This is a genomic window from Marivita sp., assembly GCF_051251565.1.
Classification (GTDB): Bacteria; Pseudomonadota; Alphaproteobacteria; order Rhodobacterales; family Rhodobacteraceae; genus Marivita.
Window position 1 is genome coordinate 385,403 of record NZ_JBPOFB010000003.1, and the last position, 15,181, is coordinate 400,583.

The 15,181-nt window shown below is 57.8% G+C and carries 17 protein-coding genes; 10 read left to right on the forward strand and 7 right to left on the reverse strand.

The window, feature by feature from the left end; translation table 11 throughout:
- The first annotated feature begins 119 nt into the window (after positions 1-119).
- Positions 120-311, forward strand: a complete 192-nt coding sequence (locus ACSHXH_RS06460; protein ID WP_435670954.1) for a ferrochelatase — start codon at positions 120-122, stop codon at positions 309-311.
- Positions 312-394: 83 nt separating this feature from the next.
- Here the strand turns inward: ACSHXH_RS06460 and hemH are convergent, their stop codons facing one another.
- Together hemH and ACSHXH_RS06470 are read right to left on the reverse strand one after the other, a co-directional pair.
- Positions 395-1,459, reverse strand: coding sequence for a ferrochelatase (gene hemH / locus ACSHXH_RS06465; protein ID WP_435670955.1), 1,065 nt, complete (start codon positions 1,457-1,459; stop codon positions 395-397).
- Positions 1,460-1,515: 56 nt separating this feature from the next.
- Positions 1,516-2,337: a methyltransferase domain-containing protein gene (locus ACSHXH_RS06470; protein ID WP_435670956.1), complete on the reverse strand. Its 822-nt coding sequence runs from the start codon at positions 2,335-2,337 to the stop codon at positions 1,516-1,518.
- A 14-nt stretch (positions 2,338-2,351) separates the two neighbouring features.
- On the opposite strand from ACSHXH_RS06470, the gene ACSHXH_RS06475 reads away from it, so the two are divergent.
- The 4 genes from ACSHXH_RS06475 to ACSHXH_RS06490 are packed head-to-tail and all read left to right on the forward strand — an operon-like array spanning position 2,352 to position 4,653.
- The gene (locus ACSHXH_RS06475; protein WP_435670957.1) at positions 2,352-3,080 is read left to right on the forward strand and encodes a ComF family protein; all 729 of its coding nucleotides are present in this window, start codon (positions 2,352-2,354) and stop codon (positions 3,078-3,080) included.
- A 30-nt stretch (positions 3,081-3,110) separates the two neighbouring features.
- Complete coding sequence (grxC, locus tag ACSHXH_RS06480) at positions 3,111-3,368, forward strand: glutaredoxin 3 (RefSeq protein WP_435670958.1); 258 nt, start codon at positions 3,111-3,113, stop codon at positions 3,366-3,368.
- Positions 3,369-3,373: 5 nt separating this feature from the next.
- Positions 3,374-4,207, forward strand: a complete 834-nt coding sequence (locus ACSHXH_RS06485) for a carbon-nitrogen hydrolase family protein (RefSeq protein WP_435670959.1) — start codon at positions 3,374-3,376, stop codon at positions 4,205-4,207.
- A complete protein-coding gene (locus ACSHXH_RS06490; protein WP_435670960.1) occupies positions 4,204-4,653 on the forward strand; it encodes a MarR family winged helix-turn-helix transcriptional regulator in 450 nt (149 codons plus the stop codon). Before ACSHXH_RS06485 ends, ACSHXH_RS06490 begins: the two co-directional genes overlap by 4 nt.
- Before the next feature lie 9 nt (positions 4,654-4,662).
- Here the strand turns inward: ACSHXH_RS06490 and ubiG are convergent, their stop codons facing one another.
- Entirely contained in the window at positions 4,663-5,406 is a 744-nt protein-coding gene (gene ubiG, locus ACSHXH_RS06495) for a bifunctional 2-polyprenyl-6-hydroxyphenol methylase/3-demethylubiquinol 3-O-methyltransferase UbiG (protein ID WP_435670961.1), read from the reverse strand.
- 50 nt (positions 5,407-5,456) lie between these two features.
- Here ubiG and pip point away from each other — a divergent pair, with 50 nt between their 5' ends.
- The 5 genes from pip to ACSHXH_RS06520 all read left to right on the forward strand — a co-directional run bounded on the left by pip (position 5,457) and on the right by ACSHXH_RS06520 (position 11,964).
- On the forward strand, positions 5,457-6,428 hold the full coding sequence (gene pip, locus ACSHXH_RS06500; protein WP_435670962.1) for a prolyl aminopeptidase: 972 nt from the start codon (positions 5,457-5,459) through the stop codon (positions 6,426-6,428).
- Between the two features lie 82 nt (positions 6,429-6,510).
- Positions 6,511-7,506 carry an ABC transporter permease gene (locus ACSHXH_RS06505; protein WP_435670963.1) on the forward strand — a complete coding sequence of 332 codons (996 nt, stop codon included), beginning with the start codon at positions 6,511-6,513 and terminating at the stop codon, positions 7,504-7,506.
- Positions 7,503-8,705: an ABC transporter permease gene (locus tag ACSHXH_RS06510; protein ID WP_435670964.1), complete on the forward strand. Its 1,203-nt coding sequence runs from the start codon at positions 7,503-7,505 to the stop codon at positions 8,703-8,705. Before ACSHXH_RS06505 ends, ACSHXH_RS06510 begins: the two co-directional genes overlap by 4 nt.
- Positions 8,702-10,348, forward strand: a complete 1,647-nt coding sequence (locus ACSHXH_RS06515; protein WP_435670965.1) for an ABC transporter ATP-binding protein — start codon at positions 8,702-8,704, stop codon at positions 10,346-10,348. Before ACSHXH_RS06510 ends, ACSHXH_RS06515 begins: the two co-directional genes overlap by 4 nt.
- Before the next feature lie 62 nt (positions 10,349-10,410).
- On the forward strand, positions 10,411-11,964 hold the full coding sequence (locus tag ACSHXH_RS06520; RefSeq protein WP_435670966.1) for an ABC transporter substrate-binding protein: 1,554 nt from the start codon (positions 10,411-10,413) through the stop codon (positions 11,962-11,964).
- Between the two features lie 74 nt (positions 11,965-12,038).
- Here the strand turns inward: ACSHXH_RS06520 and ACSHXH_RS06525 are convergent, their stop codons facing one another.
- From ACSHXH_RS06525 to trxA, 4 genes are all read right to left on the reverse strand, one after another.
- Complete coding sequence (locus ACSHXH_RS06525) at positions 12,039-12,716, reverse strand: D-lyxose/D-mannose family sugar isomerase (protein WP_435670967.1); 678 nt, start codon at positions 12,714-12,716, stop codon at positions 12,039-12,041.
- Between the two features lie 88 nt (positions 12,717-12,804).
- Positions 12,805-14,115, reverse strand: a complete 1,311-nt coding sequence (gene hslU / locus ACSHXH_RS06530; protein WP_435670968.1) for an ATP-dependent protease ATPase subunit HslU — start codon at positions 14,113-14,115, stop codon at positions 12,805-12,807.
- A 39-nt stretch (positions 14,116-14,154) separates the two neighbouring features.
- Entirely contained in the window at positions 14,155-14,712 is a 558-nt protein-coding gene (hslV, locus tag ACSHXH_RS06535; RefSeq protein WP_435670969.1) for an ATP-dependent protease subunit HslV, read from the reverse strand.
- Between the two features lie 116 nt (positions 14,713-14,828).
- Positions 14,829-15,149, reverse strand: a complete 321-nt coding sequence (gene trxA, locus ACSHXH_RS06540; protein ID WP_435670970.1) for a thioredoxin — start codon at positions 15,147-15,149, stop codon at positions 14,829-14,831.
- Between the last annotated feature and the right edge of the window lie 32 nt (positions 15,150-15,181).

The window sequence follows — 15,181 nt, forward strand, 5'->3', positions numbered from 1 at the left end:
GCGATAAGATAGATTTGCATTTACCACTATATACTGGTTAGAGAGTCTTACGAGGTAAGTCTTGGGTGCCTGTCGTGTGATGCTTTTGCGCGCCGACATGCAAATTTCTGGAGGTTAACATGAATAAATTCGTTCTCGCCGCTGCGTTTGCTGGTGCTGCTTCGACAGCAATGGCCGGTTCTTACGCTAAAGATGACGTGATGATGGAGCCGGTTGTTGTGGTTGAAGAAGCCGCTGCAAGCTCCTCATCCGCAGGCCTCATCATCCCGCTGGTCGTTATCGCCCTGCTGGCTGCTGCTGCTGCTGACTAATAGTCCACGGCGGACTACTCTATCGAAAAAGGCGGTGCGTTTGCACCGCCTTTTTTGTTTCCAGGTCGCAGTAACGGCCAGATTCAATCAATCCAACCGTTCAGGTTTTCTTCGATCACCGCAGACAACGCCGCGATATGAGCGTCGTCATCATTGAGGCACGGAATATAGGTGAAGTGCTCACCGCCGGCCTCTTCAAAGCTTTCCTTGATCTCTTCGTTGATCTCTTCGAGCGTTTCGATGCAATCGGCGGAAAATGCGGGTGCGCAAACCGCAATATTTTTCTTGCCGTCTTCTTCGGCAAGCCGCGCCACTTCTTCAACGGTATAGGGCTTGAGCCATTCTTCCGGGCCAAACTTGGACTGGAAGGTCGTCATGATTTCCGAATCTTCCCAGCCCAGCCGTTCCTTGAGCAGGCGAGTCGTTTTTTGGCACTGGCAATGGTAAGGATCGCCCTCCAAAAGATAGCGCTTTGGCACGCCGTGGTAGGAACACACAAGGATATCCGGGCGTTTTTCGATCTTGTCATAAGCGCGTTCGATGGATTGGGCCAAGGCCTCGATATACATCGGGTGCTGGTAATACGGATCGACGGTGCGCACCGAGGGTTGCCACTTTTCCTTCATCAGGGCGCGGAAAAATTCGTCATTCGCCGTGGCGGATGTCGCGCCCGCGTAATGCGGATAAAGCGGGAAAAACAGGATCTTGCGGCATCCGGCCTCGACCATCGCGCGGACCTTTGATTTGGTCGACGGGTTGCCGTAGCGCATGCAGAAATCGACCATGACCTGATCGCCGTACCGGTCCTGCATTGCTTTGGTGACTTTGGCGGTCTGATCTTTGGTGATCGTCATAAGCGGGCTTTCGCCCTGATCTTCGTTCCAGATCGACTTGTACGCCTCACCCGAGCTGAACGGGCGTTTCGTCAGGATGATAAGCTGCAACAACGGCTGCCAGAGCCACGGGCTGTAGTCGATCACCCTGCGGTCCGACAGGAACTCGTTCAGGTATCGGCGCATCGGCCAATAGGTGTAGTTGTCCGGTGTGCCAAGATTGGCCAGAATAATCCCTACACGCCCTGCCGATACCTTGGGGTGATCGGTCGGAGCGTGGATCGGGCGTTGTGCGGTTTTCGTGGCGTCCAGCATCGGGCCTGCATCCTTAACGTCGTTTAGCGGGCTAACTAACCTCTATCGCGGTCAGGTCAATCTTTCAGCGGTGTTTCCACCGTGTTCAAGGCATCTGCAAGACTTTGTGCCGCGGAACCGGGTCGTAAAGGCTGCGGTTGTGAGGCATCCGGGGCCCATCCCGTCAGGGTGATCAATTCGAATGTGGCGGTTATCCTGCCATTGCCGTCCGAATACGCATCGGAATAAAGCGCCATTGCCCGTGACAGTACATCCCTGCGGGTGCTGTGTTTGATCCGACCCGACAAAGCATTGGTTTCACCCATTGCACGCAGATCGTGCATCAGGTGCAGGGGCGTTGCGTAGCTTGTCGTCAAAACTGCACTATCCGCCACCGGAAGGGCCAGACCCGCCCGTTGAAGCAAGGCGCCAAGATCACGAATTTCGCCCATGGGCGCCACACGCGGCGATAGACCGCCGGTCACTTCGATTTCGGCTTGGCCAAGGGCGGCGCGCAATTCCTGCAATGTCTGCCCGCCTAGCGCCTGTACCAGCAGCAACCCATCCGGTTTTAGCGCGCGGCGGCATTGGATAAGCTGACCCACCGGATCATTCGCCCAATGCAGCGCCATTGCGTGCACCACCAAATCATGCGCGCCTTCGGTCAGGTCCAGCACATCATCATCGCTGACAATATGCGCGGTTTCAAAGGCGGTCTGCCAGACCTGCGGAAAGGGCGTCACAATTGCCGGGGATTGAAAGGGTTTGTTAACCAAAGACAGGCGATCCTGAATATCGGCCAACGCCTCTTCGTGCAAAAACAGCGCAGGCTTGCGGGATGCGCGGGCGCGATTCCGCGTCAGCGCGGTGCGGTCAAACAGGATCGGAGCTTCGGACATGAGCGGGAAATAGGATGCTCCAGACAGGATTGCAAACCGTGCTGCGCATGATTTATCCGCCGCGCTGCCTTGCTTGCGGCGGGCTGGTGGAGCAGGACAACGGGCTGTGTGCGGCCTGTTTCAAGGAAACGCCCTTTATCACCGGGCTTGTGTGTGACCTGTGTGGCGTGCCGTTGCCCGGTCTGTCCGACGATTTGGTGTATTGTGATGATTGCCTGTCTATCGGGCGTCCGTGGGTCAAAGGACGGGCGCCGCTGCGCTATGAAGGGGTGGCGCGCAGGCTGGTTCTTGGCCTCAAACATGGGGATCGGCACGACATTGTCGACACCGCTGCGGATTGGATGGTTGGCGCGCTGGCCCATAACATGCCTGACGATACAATTGTTGTTCCCGTGCCGCTTCACCTTGGGCGGTTGCTGCGCCGTCGCTACAACCAATCTGCGCTGCTGGCACAGGCGATTGCGCGGCGCACCGGGTTTGGCTTTTGTCCCGATGCGCTGTGCCGGACGCGGCGCACCCAATCTTTGGACGGCAAATCGCGCGATGCCCGCTTTGCGGAACTGTCGGATGCGATTGGGTCAAACCCCCGCAAAGCGATGCTGTTGCGTGACCGTCCCGTGCTGCTCGTCGATGACGTGATGACCTCTGGTGCGACGCTGGCGGCCTGTGCCGTGGCGTGCCAAAGTGCACAGAGCCGAGAGATTTATGTCACGGTTCTGGCGCGCGTTGCAAAGGCGGCTTAAATCCCTGACAAACGTGTTAGGGAAAATGCCATGAAAAACATCGAAATCTATACGTCTCCGCTCTGCGGATTTTGTCATGCCGCCAAGCGTTTGTTGACGCAAAAAGGCGCATCGTTCACCGAGATTGACGTGCTCGCACACCCGGACCGCAAACCCGAGATGATACAGCGCGCCAATGGTGGCCGGACTGTGCCGCAGATTTTTATCGGCGACATACATGTTGGCGGGTGCGATGACCTGTTTGCGATGGACCGGTCGGGCAAGCTTGATCCGCTGCTTGCGGTCTGACGCGGATGCGGGTGGCGCTGTTACAGATCACCTCGTCCGATGATCCACAGGATAACCTGCGGACGGTCTCCGGCCTAATGCAAGGGGCGGTGTCGGATGGGGCCGGGTTCGTTCTGACGCCCGAGGTCACGAACTGTATCAGCAACAGCCGTAGCCATCAGCGCAGCGTCCTGCACCACCAGAAAGACGATCCCACACTGGCGGGTCTGCGTAACGATGCGGCGCGTCTGGGCGTTTGGTTGTTGATTGGGTCGCTCGCGCTCAGGGCGGACCCGCCGGAAGAGCGGTTTCTCAACCGGTCGTTCCTGATCGCCCCAAATGGCGACATCGCGGCGTGGTACGACAAGCTGCACATGTTCGATGTGCAGGTGACCGAGACGGAAACCTTCCGCGAATCTGCCGGGTTTGCCCCGGGGGATCGTGCTGTTCTGGCTCCCACGCCTTTTGGCAAGATCGGCATGACGATCTGCTATGATCTGCGGTTTCCGTACCTGCACCGCGCGTTGGCGCAGGCCGGTGCGGATATCCTGACGGTGCCAGCGGCGTTTTCGCCCGCGACAGGGCCAATGCATTGGGAACCGCTGTTGCGGGCGCGGACGATTGAAACCGGGTGTTTCGTTCTGGCCCCGGCACAGGTCGGCCAACACAGGGTCAGCACGGGCAAACCCCGCACAACCCATGGTCATTCACTTGTCGTGTCGCCCTGGGGCGAGGTGCTTTTGGATGCCGGACAGCGGCCCGGGGCGTGTTGTGTTGACCTGAGCCTGTCTGACGTGGCAAAAGCGCGACATAAAATTCCCTCTTTACAGCATGATAGACAATTTTCTGGCCCCTCATGAGCGACAGCAGCACCCTTGCCATTTCCTTGTTCAGCGAACTTCTGACGGCGGATCAGTTGTTGCGGAACCGGTTGACTCGGGTGTTGCCCAACAAGATGGAAATCTCGCATTTCTCGGTGTTGAACCAATTGGCGCGGGGTGGGTCTGAAAAAACGCCGGCACAATTGGCCAAGGCGTTTCACGTCACCCGTGGGGCGATGACCAATACGTTGGGCAAGCTTGAGGCGGCGGGATATGTGCATATCCGCCCCGATTGGGATGATGCGCGCCGCAAGCAAGTATCGATCAGCCCGGCAGGTCTGGCCGCGCGGGATGCGGCGGTGGCGGCGATCGCGCCGTTGATCAACGAGATGGTTCAGGAATTGGGCGACGCCAAGGTGCGCGCGGCAATCCCGGTGCTTCGGGAATTGCGGGTCAAGCTGGAAGAGCCGGACAATCGGGGATAGCCGCCAGCGCTAGGTTCGTTTCACCGCGACGGTGGCATAATTCACGCTCAGGTCACGGTCCGACAGGCGCCATTTCCATGACACAGGATTGAACAGAAACCCTTTGCGGTCCACCGGATCAAGGCCCGCATTGCGCAGATGCGCATAAAGCTCGTCCGGGGTGATGAACTTGGCCCAGTCGTGCGTGCCCTTGGGCAACCAGCGCATCACGAACTCTGCCCCTACAATCGCGGCGGCAAAGCTTTTGGCGTTGCGGTTGATCGTCGAACACAGATGCAGGCCACCGGGTTTGAGCAGGGCCCGACACGCCGTGAGAAACGCCAAAGGATCGGCCACATGTTCGATGACTTCCATGCTCAGCACGATATCGAACTGTTCACCCGCGTCGGCCAATGCCTCGGCTGTGGTGTGGCGGTAGTCGATGATCAGCCCCGATTGCAGCGCATGAGCCTGCGCCACGGGGATGTTGCTGCCCCCGGCATCAATGCCCAGCACGGACGCCCCAAGCCGTGCCATCGGTTCACACAACAAACCACCGCCGCACCCAACATCCAAGAGCCGCAGCCCCTCGAATGGGCGTGATTGGGACAGGTCGCGGTCAAATTCGGCAGCGATCTGTGCGGTGATGTAGTCCAGCCGTATGGGGTTCATCATGTGCAACGGCTTGAATTTGCCATTGGGGTCCCACCATTCGGCGGCCATGGCCTCGAACTTGGCGATTTCAGATGGATCGACAGTTGTCGTGCCCGTCATCGAACATTTCCCCATGGTCTTTTGGTATTTGCTGCCAATATAGATTGGGTATGGATAAATTCCCGAGCCAAAAGCGCGCAGTGCAGTACCTTTATCCCCCTATCGACCCGTATGACCAGCGCATGCTGTCAGTTGGGGATGGGCACAATGTCTATGTCGAACAATGCGGTGCCGAAGACGGAATTCCGGTGATCGTGCTGCATGGCGGCCCCGGAGGCGGCTGTAGCCCGTCGATGCGGCGCTACTTTGATCCCAAGGTGTTTCGCGTTGTGCTGTTCGATCAGCGCGGCTGTGGCCGGTCGCGGCCCCATGCCAGCGTCACCAACAACACCACCTGGGATCTGGTCGCTGACATCGAGCTGATCCGCGAAACGCTGGACATTGAGACGTTCATTGTCTTCGGCGGAAGCTGGGGCGCCACATTGGCCCTGATCTATGGCATCAGCCATCCGGAACGCGTGCGCCATCTTGTTCTGCGGGGCGTGTTCACCATGACAAAAGCCGAGCTGGACTGGTTCTATGGCGGCGGCGCTGGGCAGTTCTGGCCGGAAACATGGGCGCGCTTTGTCGATCTGATCCCCGAAGATGAACGCGACGACTTGATCGGGGCCTATCACCGGCGGCTGTTTTCTGGCGATCTGCGCACCGAAACACGGTTCGCGCGGGCGTGGTCGGCATGGGAAAACGCGCTGGCGTCGGTCTATTCCAGCGGGTCTGGTGGGGAATCGCCCGGCGACTACGCCCGCGCCTTTGCGCGGCTGGAAAACCACTACTTCATCAACAACGGCTTTCTTGAGGAAGACGGGTGGATTCTCAAGAACATTGATCGGCTTGCCGGTATCCCGGGGGCGATCGTTCAGGGGCGTTATGACATGATCTGTCCGCCTGTCCGTGCCTGGGAATTGGCGCGAGCGTGGCCCGACTGTGATCTGCGGATGGTGCGGAACGCTGGTCATGCGTTGTCCGAACCCGGCATCAGCGCGGAGTTGGTCAGAATTATGGACGGAATTTCAACGACTTAAGTTTTAGCCCGGAATAGGTGTTTACACACCGCCCGCGCTTGGTAACGTATGCAAGCCACGAAACCCAAGGTTAAGCCACAAGTTGCAATCAGTCATTCGCATCATTCTTCAGCGTCTCGCGCTTGGGCTTTTGACGCTCTTCGTTGTCTCAATCGTTATCTTTACAGCCGTGAACATGCTGCCCGGGGATTTTGCGCAGGCTATTCTGGGCCAAGGCGCAACACCCGAAGCAGTTGCGTCGATCCGCCGGGATCTTGGGCTCGATCAGCCGCCGATCACGCGGTATTTTCAATGGCTTGGTGGCGCGCTTCAGGGCGATTTGGGCAATTCCTTTGCGCAGGCCAACTTCGCCAGCTTTGTCGGTGCCGACAGTGGCGTGCGCACCACGGTGGCGCAGCAAATCGCGCCCCGGTTCGAAAACACCATGTTTCTTGCTGCTGTGACCGCGGCGATTGCGGTGCCTGTCTCGATCACGCTGGGCATTCTGGCTGCATTGTTTCGCAATTCGGTGTTTGACCGGGCGACCAATATCACCACGCTGACCTCGATCTCGTCGCCCGAGTTTTTTCTGGCCTATGTTCTGATCCTGTTTCTGGCTGTGCTGAACCCTGTCTTGCCATCGCTGTCCAACATCTTTGAAGGCATGTCGTTTGGTGAACGGCTTGAGAAAACGCTGTTGCCCGCGCTGACGCTGACCCTTGTGGTGACGGCGCATATGATGCGGATGACGCGCGCCGCGATCATCAACCTGCTGGCCTCGCCCTATATCGAAATGGCGCGGCTCAAGGGGATGTCACCGATGCGCGTGATCGTAAAGCACGCGCTGCCCAATGCGCTTGCGCCCATCATCAATGTGATCGCGCTCAACCTTGCGTATCTCATCACCGGGGTGGTCGTGGTCGAGGTGGTGTTTGTCTATCCCGGCATTGGGCAGCTTTTCGTCGATAGCGTGAAAATCCGTGACATCCCGGTGGTTCAGGCCTGCTGCCTGATCTTTGCCGCCGCCTATATTCTGCTGAACCTGACGGCGGATATCATGTCGATCCTGTCGAACCCGCGTCTGAGGCATCCGAAATGAACACGCTTCTGACATTGGCCGTTTTGCTTTTGGGCATTGCTGCCCTTGGATGGGTGTTTCGGTTCGCCGGCCAAAAGGCAACGGCCAACGCACCGACGTTCCGTGATATGCCGTTTGCCGTCGCTTTTGGGTATATTCTGGGAACCAGCCTGTTGCTGTTCTCGGTCTGGTATTTCGTCCAGCCCACCGTGACCGAGGCGGGTACGCCCAATGCCGGGGTCGTGTTCTTTCGCTGGGCGGTGCAGTTCTTCATCGTTTGCGCCATCGCTGCCTACCTGTTTCGTGCGCTGGGCCGGACCGTTGGCACCGTGGGCAGCAAGAAATTGTTTCGCCAGATGCCCCTGACGGCGAGTTTTGGTGTGTTGATCGTGATCATCTATGCTGTCACTGCGATCTTTGCCGTTTGGCTGGCGCCGCATGGTCAGGAAGAGATTTTTGCCAAGGTCAACGTCCTGCCCGGTGGAAATCCCGCGACTGGAGGCGACCCGCTGCATCCTTTGGGCACCGACCAGATCGGCCGGGATCTGCTAAGTCGGTTGATCTATGGCGCACAGAACACGGTGGGCATTGCTTTTGTCACGACCTGTCTGGCCTTCTTTCTGGGTGGAACACTTGGCTTTCTTGCAGCCACCTTGCAGGGCTGGCTGGACCAACTACTCAGCCGCACGGTGGATGTGTTGATGGCCATTCCATCGCTGATCTTTGCGCTGTTGCTGATGACAATCGCAAGCGCATGGGCCGGATCGGAACGGTGGCTGCTGACCATTTACATGATCCTGATCATCGCTGTGATCGACAGCACGCGGGTGTTCCGCCTTGCCCGCGCCGTGGGTCTGAACATCGTGGTTATGGATTATATCGAAGCGGCCAAACTGCGTGGTGAAGGGCTGTCCTATCTGATCTTCAAAGAAATCCTGCCCAACGCGATGGCACCGCTTCTGGCTGAATTCGGTCTGCGGTTTTGCTTTGTTTTCCTTACAATCGCGTCGCTGTCGTTTCTGGGTGTCGGTATTCAGCCACCGCTGGCCGATTGGGGCACGATGGTGCGCGATTCGGCGCAGTTCATCAACTTTGCCGCGTTCTCACCCCTTACAGCCGCGTTGCCACTGCTGGCGGCGGGCGCAATTGCGTTGCTGACCGTTGGGGTAAATTTCGTGGTCGACTGGATGCTGCACAAAAGCTCGGGGTTGAAGGAATGACCAACCTTGTTGAAATCCGCGATATCTGGATGGAAGGGCGCAGCGATGAGACGTGGTCACCAATCATCAACGGTGTCAGCCTTGATCTGAAAAAGGGCGAAGTGCTGGGCCTGATCGGGGAATCCGGCGCAGGCAAATCCACGCTGGGTCTTGCCACGATGGGCTTTACCCGCGACGGCGTTCGGATCTCCAAGGGCTCTGTCATGTTTGACGGGATTGACCTGATCGCCGCGTCTGCTGCGCAAAAGCGTGAGCTGTTGGGCAAACGCATCGCCTATGTGGCGCAATCTGCCGCCGCGAGTTTCAACCCGGCGCACAAACTGATGGATCAGCACACCGAAGGCCCGGTGCAGCACGGCGTCATGAGCCGCGCCGAAAGCGTGGAAGACGGAATAGAGCTGTATCGCCGATTGCGTCTGCCCAACCCCGAAGAGATCGGGTTCCGGTATCCGCACCAGGTGTCTGGTGGGCAATTGCAGCGTGCGATGACGGCGATGGCGATGTCTTGCCGTCCTGACCTCATCATCTTTGACGAACCAACCACCGCGCTGGACGTCACCACCCAGATCGAAGTGCTCGCCTCGATCCGCGATATTGTGGAACAGTTTGACACCGCCGCGATCTATATCACCCATGATCTGGCTGTCGTCGCGCAGATGGCAGACCGGATCAAAGTCCTTCTGAAGGGGGACGAGGTCGAAGAGGCTGACACCCGCACGATGCTGTCGCATCCGACCGAGGACTATACCAAAAGTCTCTGGGCGGTACGTGCCTTTGAACGCCCGCAAAAGCCTGCTGTGCACACAAAGTCGACCCCGGTTGTGTCGGTGCAGAATGTCTCTGCTGCCTATGGCAAGATCCCCGTCCTGCATGATGTCAGTTTTGACATCCACGAAGGCCGCACGGTCGCCGTTGTGGGGGAATCCGGGTCTGGCAAATCAACAACGGCGCGGTGCATCACTGGTCTTTTGCCGCCCAATCAGGGTGTGATCCAGTTCGATGGTCAATCGCTTCCTGCGAGCTACAAACAGCGCAACAAGGATCAGCTACGTCAGGCCCAGATGATCTACCAGATGGCTGACACCGCGCTGAACCCGCGCACGACCATCGGAGACATCATTGGCCGTCCCGTGCAGTTCTACATGGGCCTCACGGGCAAGGCGAAACGTAAGCGCGTGGAAGAGCTGTTGGACGAGATCGAATTGCCAGCGGATCAGTATATCAATCGCCTGCCCAGTGAACTCTCGGGCGGTCAGAAACAGCGCATCGGAATTGCCCGCGCCTTGGCGGCAGAGCCTAAATTCATCATCTGCGATGAGGTTACCAGTGCGCTTGACCAATTGGTGGCCGAAGGCATCCTCAAACTGCTGGCGCGGTTACAAGATGATTTGAAACTCAGCTACATGTTCATCACTCATGATCTTGCGACGGTCAAAGCCATCGCTGACGAAGTTGTGGTGATGAAAGAAGGCAGGGTTGTGGAACAGGGCCCCAAAACTGAAATGTTTGTGCCGCCACACCATCCGTATACTGACCTTTTGCTCAGCTCTGTGCCCGAAATGGATCCAGACTGGCTTACGAATCTGCTCAACGAACGTGGAGTTGATAACATAGGCGATGCAGCCGTTGATAAGATGACATGAGAATCGGTCCATAAAGGACTGTCAGGCGGCTCTAGACCGCTCGTTAACACAGGGAGACAACAATGACTCGCATTTCAAGACGTGGACTTCTTCAATCCGGTGCTGCCGCCGGTGTTCTGGCAGCCAGTGGCCTGCCTCTTCGCGCACAGGCCAGCCGTGGTGGCAGGCTACGCGCGGGCTTGTCCGGTGCCAACACGTCCGACAGCTGGGATGGCCGAACGCATTCCGACCTCTACATGATCGCCAGTGCCCAAGGCGCGGTGTTTGACAGTCTGACTGAGGTGAACGCCGATGGATCGCTGACGGGTGAACTTGCCACCGATTGGGATGCAAGCCCCGACGCGAAAGTTTGGACGTTCAACCTGCGTCAGGGCGTGACCTTCCACAACGGCAAGCCGTTTGGCGCGGATGACGTGATCGAATCCCTTCAACTTCATATTGCCGAAGGCGCAAAATCCGCTGCCCAGCCGATCGTTGCCGCCATCACCGAGATGAAAAAGATCACCGATCATCAGGTGCAGTTCACACTAGAAGCAGGAAATGCGGATTTCCCTTATCTGATGTCCGACTATCACCTGCTGATCTATCCCGCGGGCCAGATCGAAGAAGCCATTGCCAAGGGGATCGGCACAGGCCTTTACAAGGTTGAAGCCTTTGAGCCGGGTGTCCGCATGGTCGCCAGCCGCGTGGACGGCCACTACAAAGACGGCAATGCCGGCTGGTTTGACGAGATCGAATATATCGCGATCAACGACAATACGGCCCGGATGAATGCGCTCATGACGGGTCAGGTTGATGCGATCAACCGGATCGACTTCAAGACCGAAGCGCTTCTCAAAGCGAACCCAATGGTTCGCATTCAGGAAGTCACCGGCAACCAGCAATACACCTTCCCGATGTTGACCAACATCGCGCCTTTCAACGATGTGAACGTCCGTAAAGCATTGAAATACGGCGTCAATCGTCAGGAAATGGTGGACAAGATTCTGCTCGGTCACGGCCGTGTTGGCAACGACACCCCGATTGGTCCGGCCAACCAATATTTCCACTCCGAGATGGAACAGATCACGTATGATCCTGATCGTGCCAAGTTCCACCTGAAAGAGGCGGGTTTGGATTCGTTGGATGTGGATCTGTCCGCATCAAACGCGGCGTTCGAAGGCGCTGTTGATGCGGCGCAGCTGTATCAGGCATCGGCCAAGGCTGGTGGGGTCAACATCAACGTGGTGCAGGAACCTGCGGACGGGTATTGGTCAAACGTCTGGCTGAAAAAGGCATGGTGTGCCTGCTATTGGTCTGGTCGCGCGACCGAGGACTGGATGTTCTCAACCGCGTATGAGGCCGGTGTGCCGTGGAATGACAGCCAGTGGGATCGTGACGACAGCCCCCGCTTCCAGGACCTGCTGATCGAAGCCCGTGCTGAGCTTGATTCCAACAAGCGCCGCGAGATGTATTTCGAGATGCAGGAAATCCTGCGTGATGACGGCGGCGTGGTTCTGCCGATGTTTGCCAACTACGTGCAGGCCCTCTCGACCAAGATCGCCACATCCGAAACTGTGGGCAACCTCTGGCAGATGGACAACGGTCGTATGGCCGAACGGTGGTGGATGGGTTAAGCCCCACCAACTGTAACACCGAAACGCCCCATCAGATTGGTGGGGCGTTTTCATTTGTCGGTCGGGACATTGGCTTACAAATGCGTCTCGTAATCCGACACCAACAGGTGCAAGGGCGGTTCGTCTTCCTCTATGTTTGAAAACCGCCCAATCGGCTGTTCAAAGATGTTGTCGGTCAGATCATCATTCACGGTCGAAACTTCACCGATAAGAACATCCCCGCCTTCGCCCCAAAATGCATGCCAGTTGTTTGGGAAAAGCGTGACAGAGGCGCCGGGATCAAGCTTGAGATGCCCTCCGGCTGGAAGGGTGCGGATTACGCCATCCACCATAACCGACACATCTGTGGTTCGGTCGATCCCACCTTCGGCATCCGCCATGAACAGTTCAATCACCAACGTGCCCCCACCTCTATTGATGATGTCTTCGACCTTCAGGTCATGCCGGTGCATCGGGCTTAGCTGACGCTCGCGCGATATCATGATCTTTTCGGCATAAAGCATCGCGCTTGTCTTGCCCAAATCCGCGTTCAGCCCGTTGCGCGTGGTGAACAGGAACAGGCCCAGATCATCGAAGGTTTCGGTGCCGTAATCGGTGATATCCCATCCCATGCGTCGCGCCTTGATCTCGGTGTGATCACTGGATCGCAGCGCTTCTGGCGACAGGTAGGCAAAGGCTGGCAAGACATAGCCGAAAGACCGGATGAATGCGTCGCCTTCGCGTAGAATGTCGTTGATGCGGGACCGTTTCATAAGCGCCTCGTTCAGGGTGATGGCGCTAACATACGCACGTTGCCGCGCGCATGAAAGCCATCTTACCCCCGGCCGATTCTGCCCGGAATTACAACACGTAGCGGCTCAGGTCGGTGGAACGGGTCAACTCGCCCAGGTGGGTTTCGACAAACGCTGCGTTGACAATCACTGCATCGCCGCCTCTGTCCGGGGCGTCAAAGCTCAGATCTTCGAACACCCGCTCCATCACCGTGTAAAGCCGCCGCGCACCGATGTTTTCAATACTCTGGTTCACGTCCGCCGCGATCTTGGCCAATGCCGCAATCCCGTCTTCGGTGAAGGTCACGGTCACCTCTTCTGTCGCCATCAAGGCAGTGTATTGCAGCGTCAACGCATTGTCCGTTTCGGTCAGAATACGCACAAAATCCTCTTCGGTCAGCGCCCGCAAGGTCACCCGGATCGGCAAACGGCCCTGCAATTCGGGCAACAGATCCGACGGTTTCGCAATGTGGAACGCGCCGGATGCGATGAACAGGATATGGTCAGTCTTGACCGGCCCGTGTTTCGTGCTGACCGTCGTGCCTTCGATCAGCGGCAACAAATCGCGCTGCACGCCCTCGCGGCTCACATCACCGCCCCGAGTTTCCTGCCGCGCCGCAACCTTGTCGATCTCGTCGAGGAACACGATCCCGTTCTGTTCAACCGCCTCCAGGGCGAGTTCCTTGATCTGATCGTCATCCAGCAGCTTGTCCGCTTCTTCCGCGATCAGCGTTTCATAGCTCTCGGCAACCGTCATTCGCTTGCGCACGGTCCGCCCCGAGAACGCTTTGCCGAACAGGTCGCCAAGGTTCATCATCCCGCCGCCGCCCATATTGGGCTGGCCGGGAATATCCATCGTTGGAAATGGGCTTGAGGTGTCCATCAGCTCAAGCTCGATCATGGTGTCGTCCAGCAACCCATCCTTGAGCTTTTTGCGGAACATCTCACGTGTGCCTTCGCGCGCGCCGTCGCCTGTGATGGCGTCAATCACACGCTCTTGGGCGGCCTCATGTGCGCGCGCCTTGACGTCTTCGCGCATCAGGTCGCGGGTCATGGCAATCGCGGCATCTACCAGATCACGGATGATCTGTTCCACGTCACGTCCAACATAGCCCACTTCGGTAAACTTGGTGGCTTCAACCTTGATGAACGGCGCCTTGGCCAGCTTGGCCAGACGGCGGCTGATCTCGGTCTTGCCTACGCCAGTGGGGCCAATCATCAGGATATTCTTGGGATACACCTCTTCGCGCAGATCATCGCTCAACTGCTTGCGCCGCCATCGGTTCCGCAAGGCCACAGCCACGGCCCGTTTCGCATCTTGCTGGCCAATGATGAACCGGTCCAGTTCAGACACGATTTCGCGGGGGGTGAGGTCGGTCATGTGAGTATCCTTATAAAATGCGGGAGTCAGGTCAGCGCGTCAGGCGCTGATCGTCTCAACCGTGAGATTGCCATTGGTATAGACACAAATGTCGGCGGCAATCGCCATCGCGCGGCGGGCAATGGCTTCCGCGTCCAGATCGCCATTCATCAGCGCACGCCCGGCAGCCAAGGCATAGTTGCCACCCGATCCAATTGCGGTCACGTCATGCTCAGGCTCAAGAACATCGCCCGCGCCGGTGATGACGTAAAGGTCTTTGCCGTCCGACACGATCAACATCGCCTCAAGCTTTTGCAGGTACTTGTCTGTGCGCCAGTCCTTGGCAAGCTCAACACTCGCGCGCTGCAACTGACCGGGTGTCGCCTCCAGCTTGGTCTCCAACCGCTCCAACAGGGTGAACGCATCCGCCGTTGACCCGGCAAATCCGGCAACCACGTCATACCCACCGGGCGAAATGCGGCGGACCTTGCGGGCGGTGCCTTTAATTACGGTTTGACCAAGGCTCACCTGCCCATCACCTGCAATCACCACCTTGCCGCCTTTGCGAACGCCGATGATCGTGGTGCCATGCCAGCCGGGAAAGTCGTTGTCAGCCATGTCGTGTCCTTCGCTTCATTGGTTTCGATATGGGCCGACAGGCCGGATCGCACAAGCCCTGCAACGCAAAACGCCCGGCACAAGGGGCCGGGCGTTTGCTAAAAATCACAACGGGATCAGATGCTTTCGTCGATCCACCCCTTAAGCGCCGCTTTGGGTGCAGCGCCTGTTTTGTTCGACACGACCTGACCGTCTTTGAAGATGAACAGCGATGGAATGCCCCGCACGCCCATTGCAGCGGCAGAGTTCGGGTTGCTGTCGACATCGACCTTGGCGATCTTTACGGCGTCGCCGTATTCGGCGGCCAGCTCTTCCAAGGCGGGGCCGATCTGTTTGCACGGGCCACACCATTCGGCCCAGAAGTCAACGACAACGGGAACGCTTGAATTCTTGACTTCGGCTTCGAAGGTTTCATCGGTGACGGCGACGGTGGACATCAGGTCTCTCCTTGCGGCTTTTGCGCGTATTG

Coding starts and splice junctions, on each gene's coding strand:
- grxC (WP_435670958.1), top strand. CDS start 3,111: ATGAAAAACATCGAAATCTATACGTCTCCGCTCTGCGGATTTTGTCAT.
- ACSHXH_RS06515 (WP_435670965.1), top strand. CDS start 8,702: ATGACCAACCTTGTTGAAATCCGCGATATCTGGATGGAAGGGCGCAGC.
- hslV (WP_435670969.1), bottom strand. CDS start 14,712: ATGGCTGACAACGACTTTCCCGGCTGGCATGGCACCACGATCATCGGC.
- ACSHXH_RS06490 (WP_435670960.1), top strand. CDS start 4,204: ATGAGCGACAGCAGCACCCTTGCCATTTCCTTGTTCAGCGAACTTCTG.
- pip (WP_435670962.1), top strand. CDS start 5,457: ATGGATAAATTCCCGAGCCAAAAGCGCGCAGTGCAGTACCTTTATCCC.
- ubiG (WP_435670961.1), bottom strand. CDS start 5,406: ATGACGGGCACGACAACTGTCGATCCATCTGAAATCGCCAAGTTCGAG.
- hslU (WP_435670968.1), bottom strand. CDS start 14,115: ATGACCGACCTCACCCCCCGCGAAATCGTGTCTGAACTGGACCGGTTC.
- ACSHXH_RS06510 (WP_435670964.1), top strand. CDS start 7,503: ATGAACACGCTTCTGACATTGGCCGTTTTGCTTTTGGGCATTGCTGCC.
- hemH (WP_435670955.1), bottom strand. CDS start 1,459: ATGCTGGACGCCACGAAAACCGCACAACGCCCGATCCACGCTCCGACC.
- ACSHXH_RS06460 (WP_435670954.1), top strand. CDS start 120: ATGAATAAATTCGTTCTCGCCGCTGCGTTTGCTGGTGCTGCTTCGACA.
- ACSHXH_RS06525 (WP_435670967.1), bottom strand. CDS start 12,716: ATGAAACGGTCCCGCATCAACGACATTCTACGCGAAGGCGACGCATTC.
- ACSHXH_RS06520 (WP_435670966.1), top strand. CDS start 10,411: ATGACTCGCATTTCAAGACGTGGACTTCTTCAATCCGGTGCTGCCGCC.
- trxA (WP_435670970.1), bottom strand. CDS start 15,149: ATGTCCACCGTCGCCGTCACCGATGAAACCTTCGAAGCCGAAGTCAAG.
- ACSHXH_RS06470 (WP_435670956.1), bottom strand. CDS start 2,337: ATGTCCGAAGCTCCGATCCTGTTTGACCGCACCGCGCTGACGCGGAAT.
- ACSHXH_RS06485 (WP_435670959.1), top strand. CDS start 3,374: ATGCGGGTGGCGCTGTTACAGATCACCTCGTCCGATGATCCACAGGAT.
- ACSHXH_RS06475 (WP_435670957.1), top strand. CDS start 2,352: ATGCTCCAGACAGGATTGCAAACCGTGCTGCGCATGATTTATCCGCCG.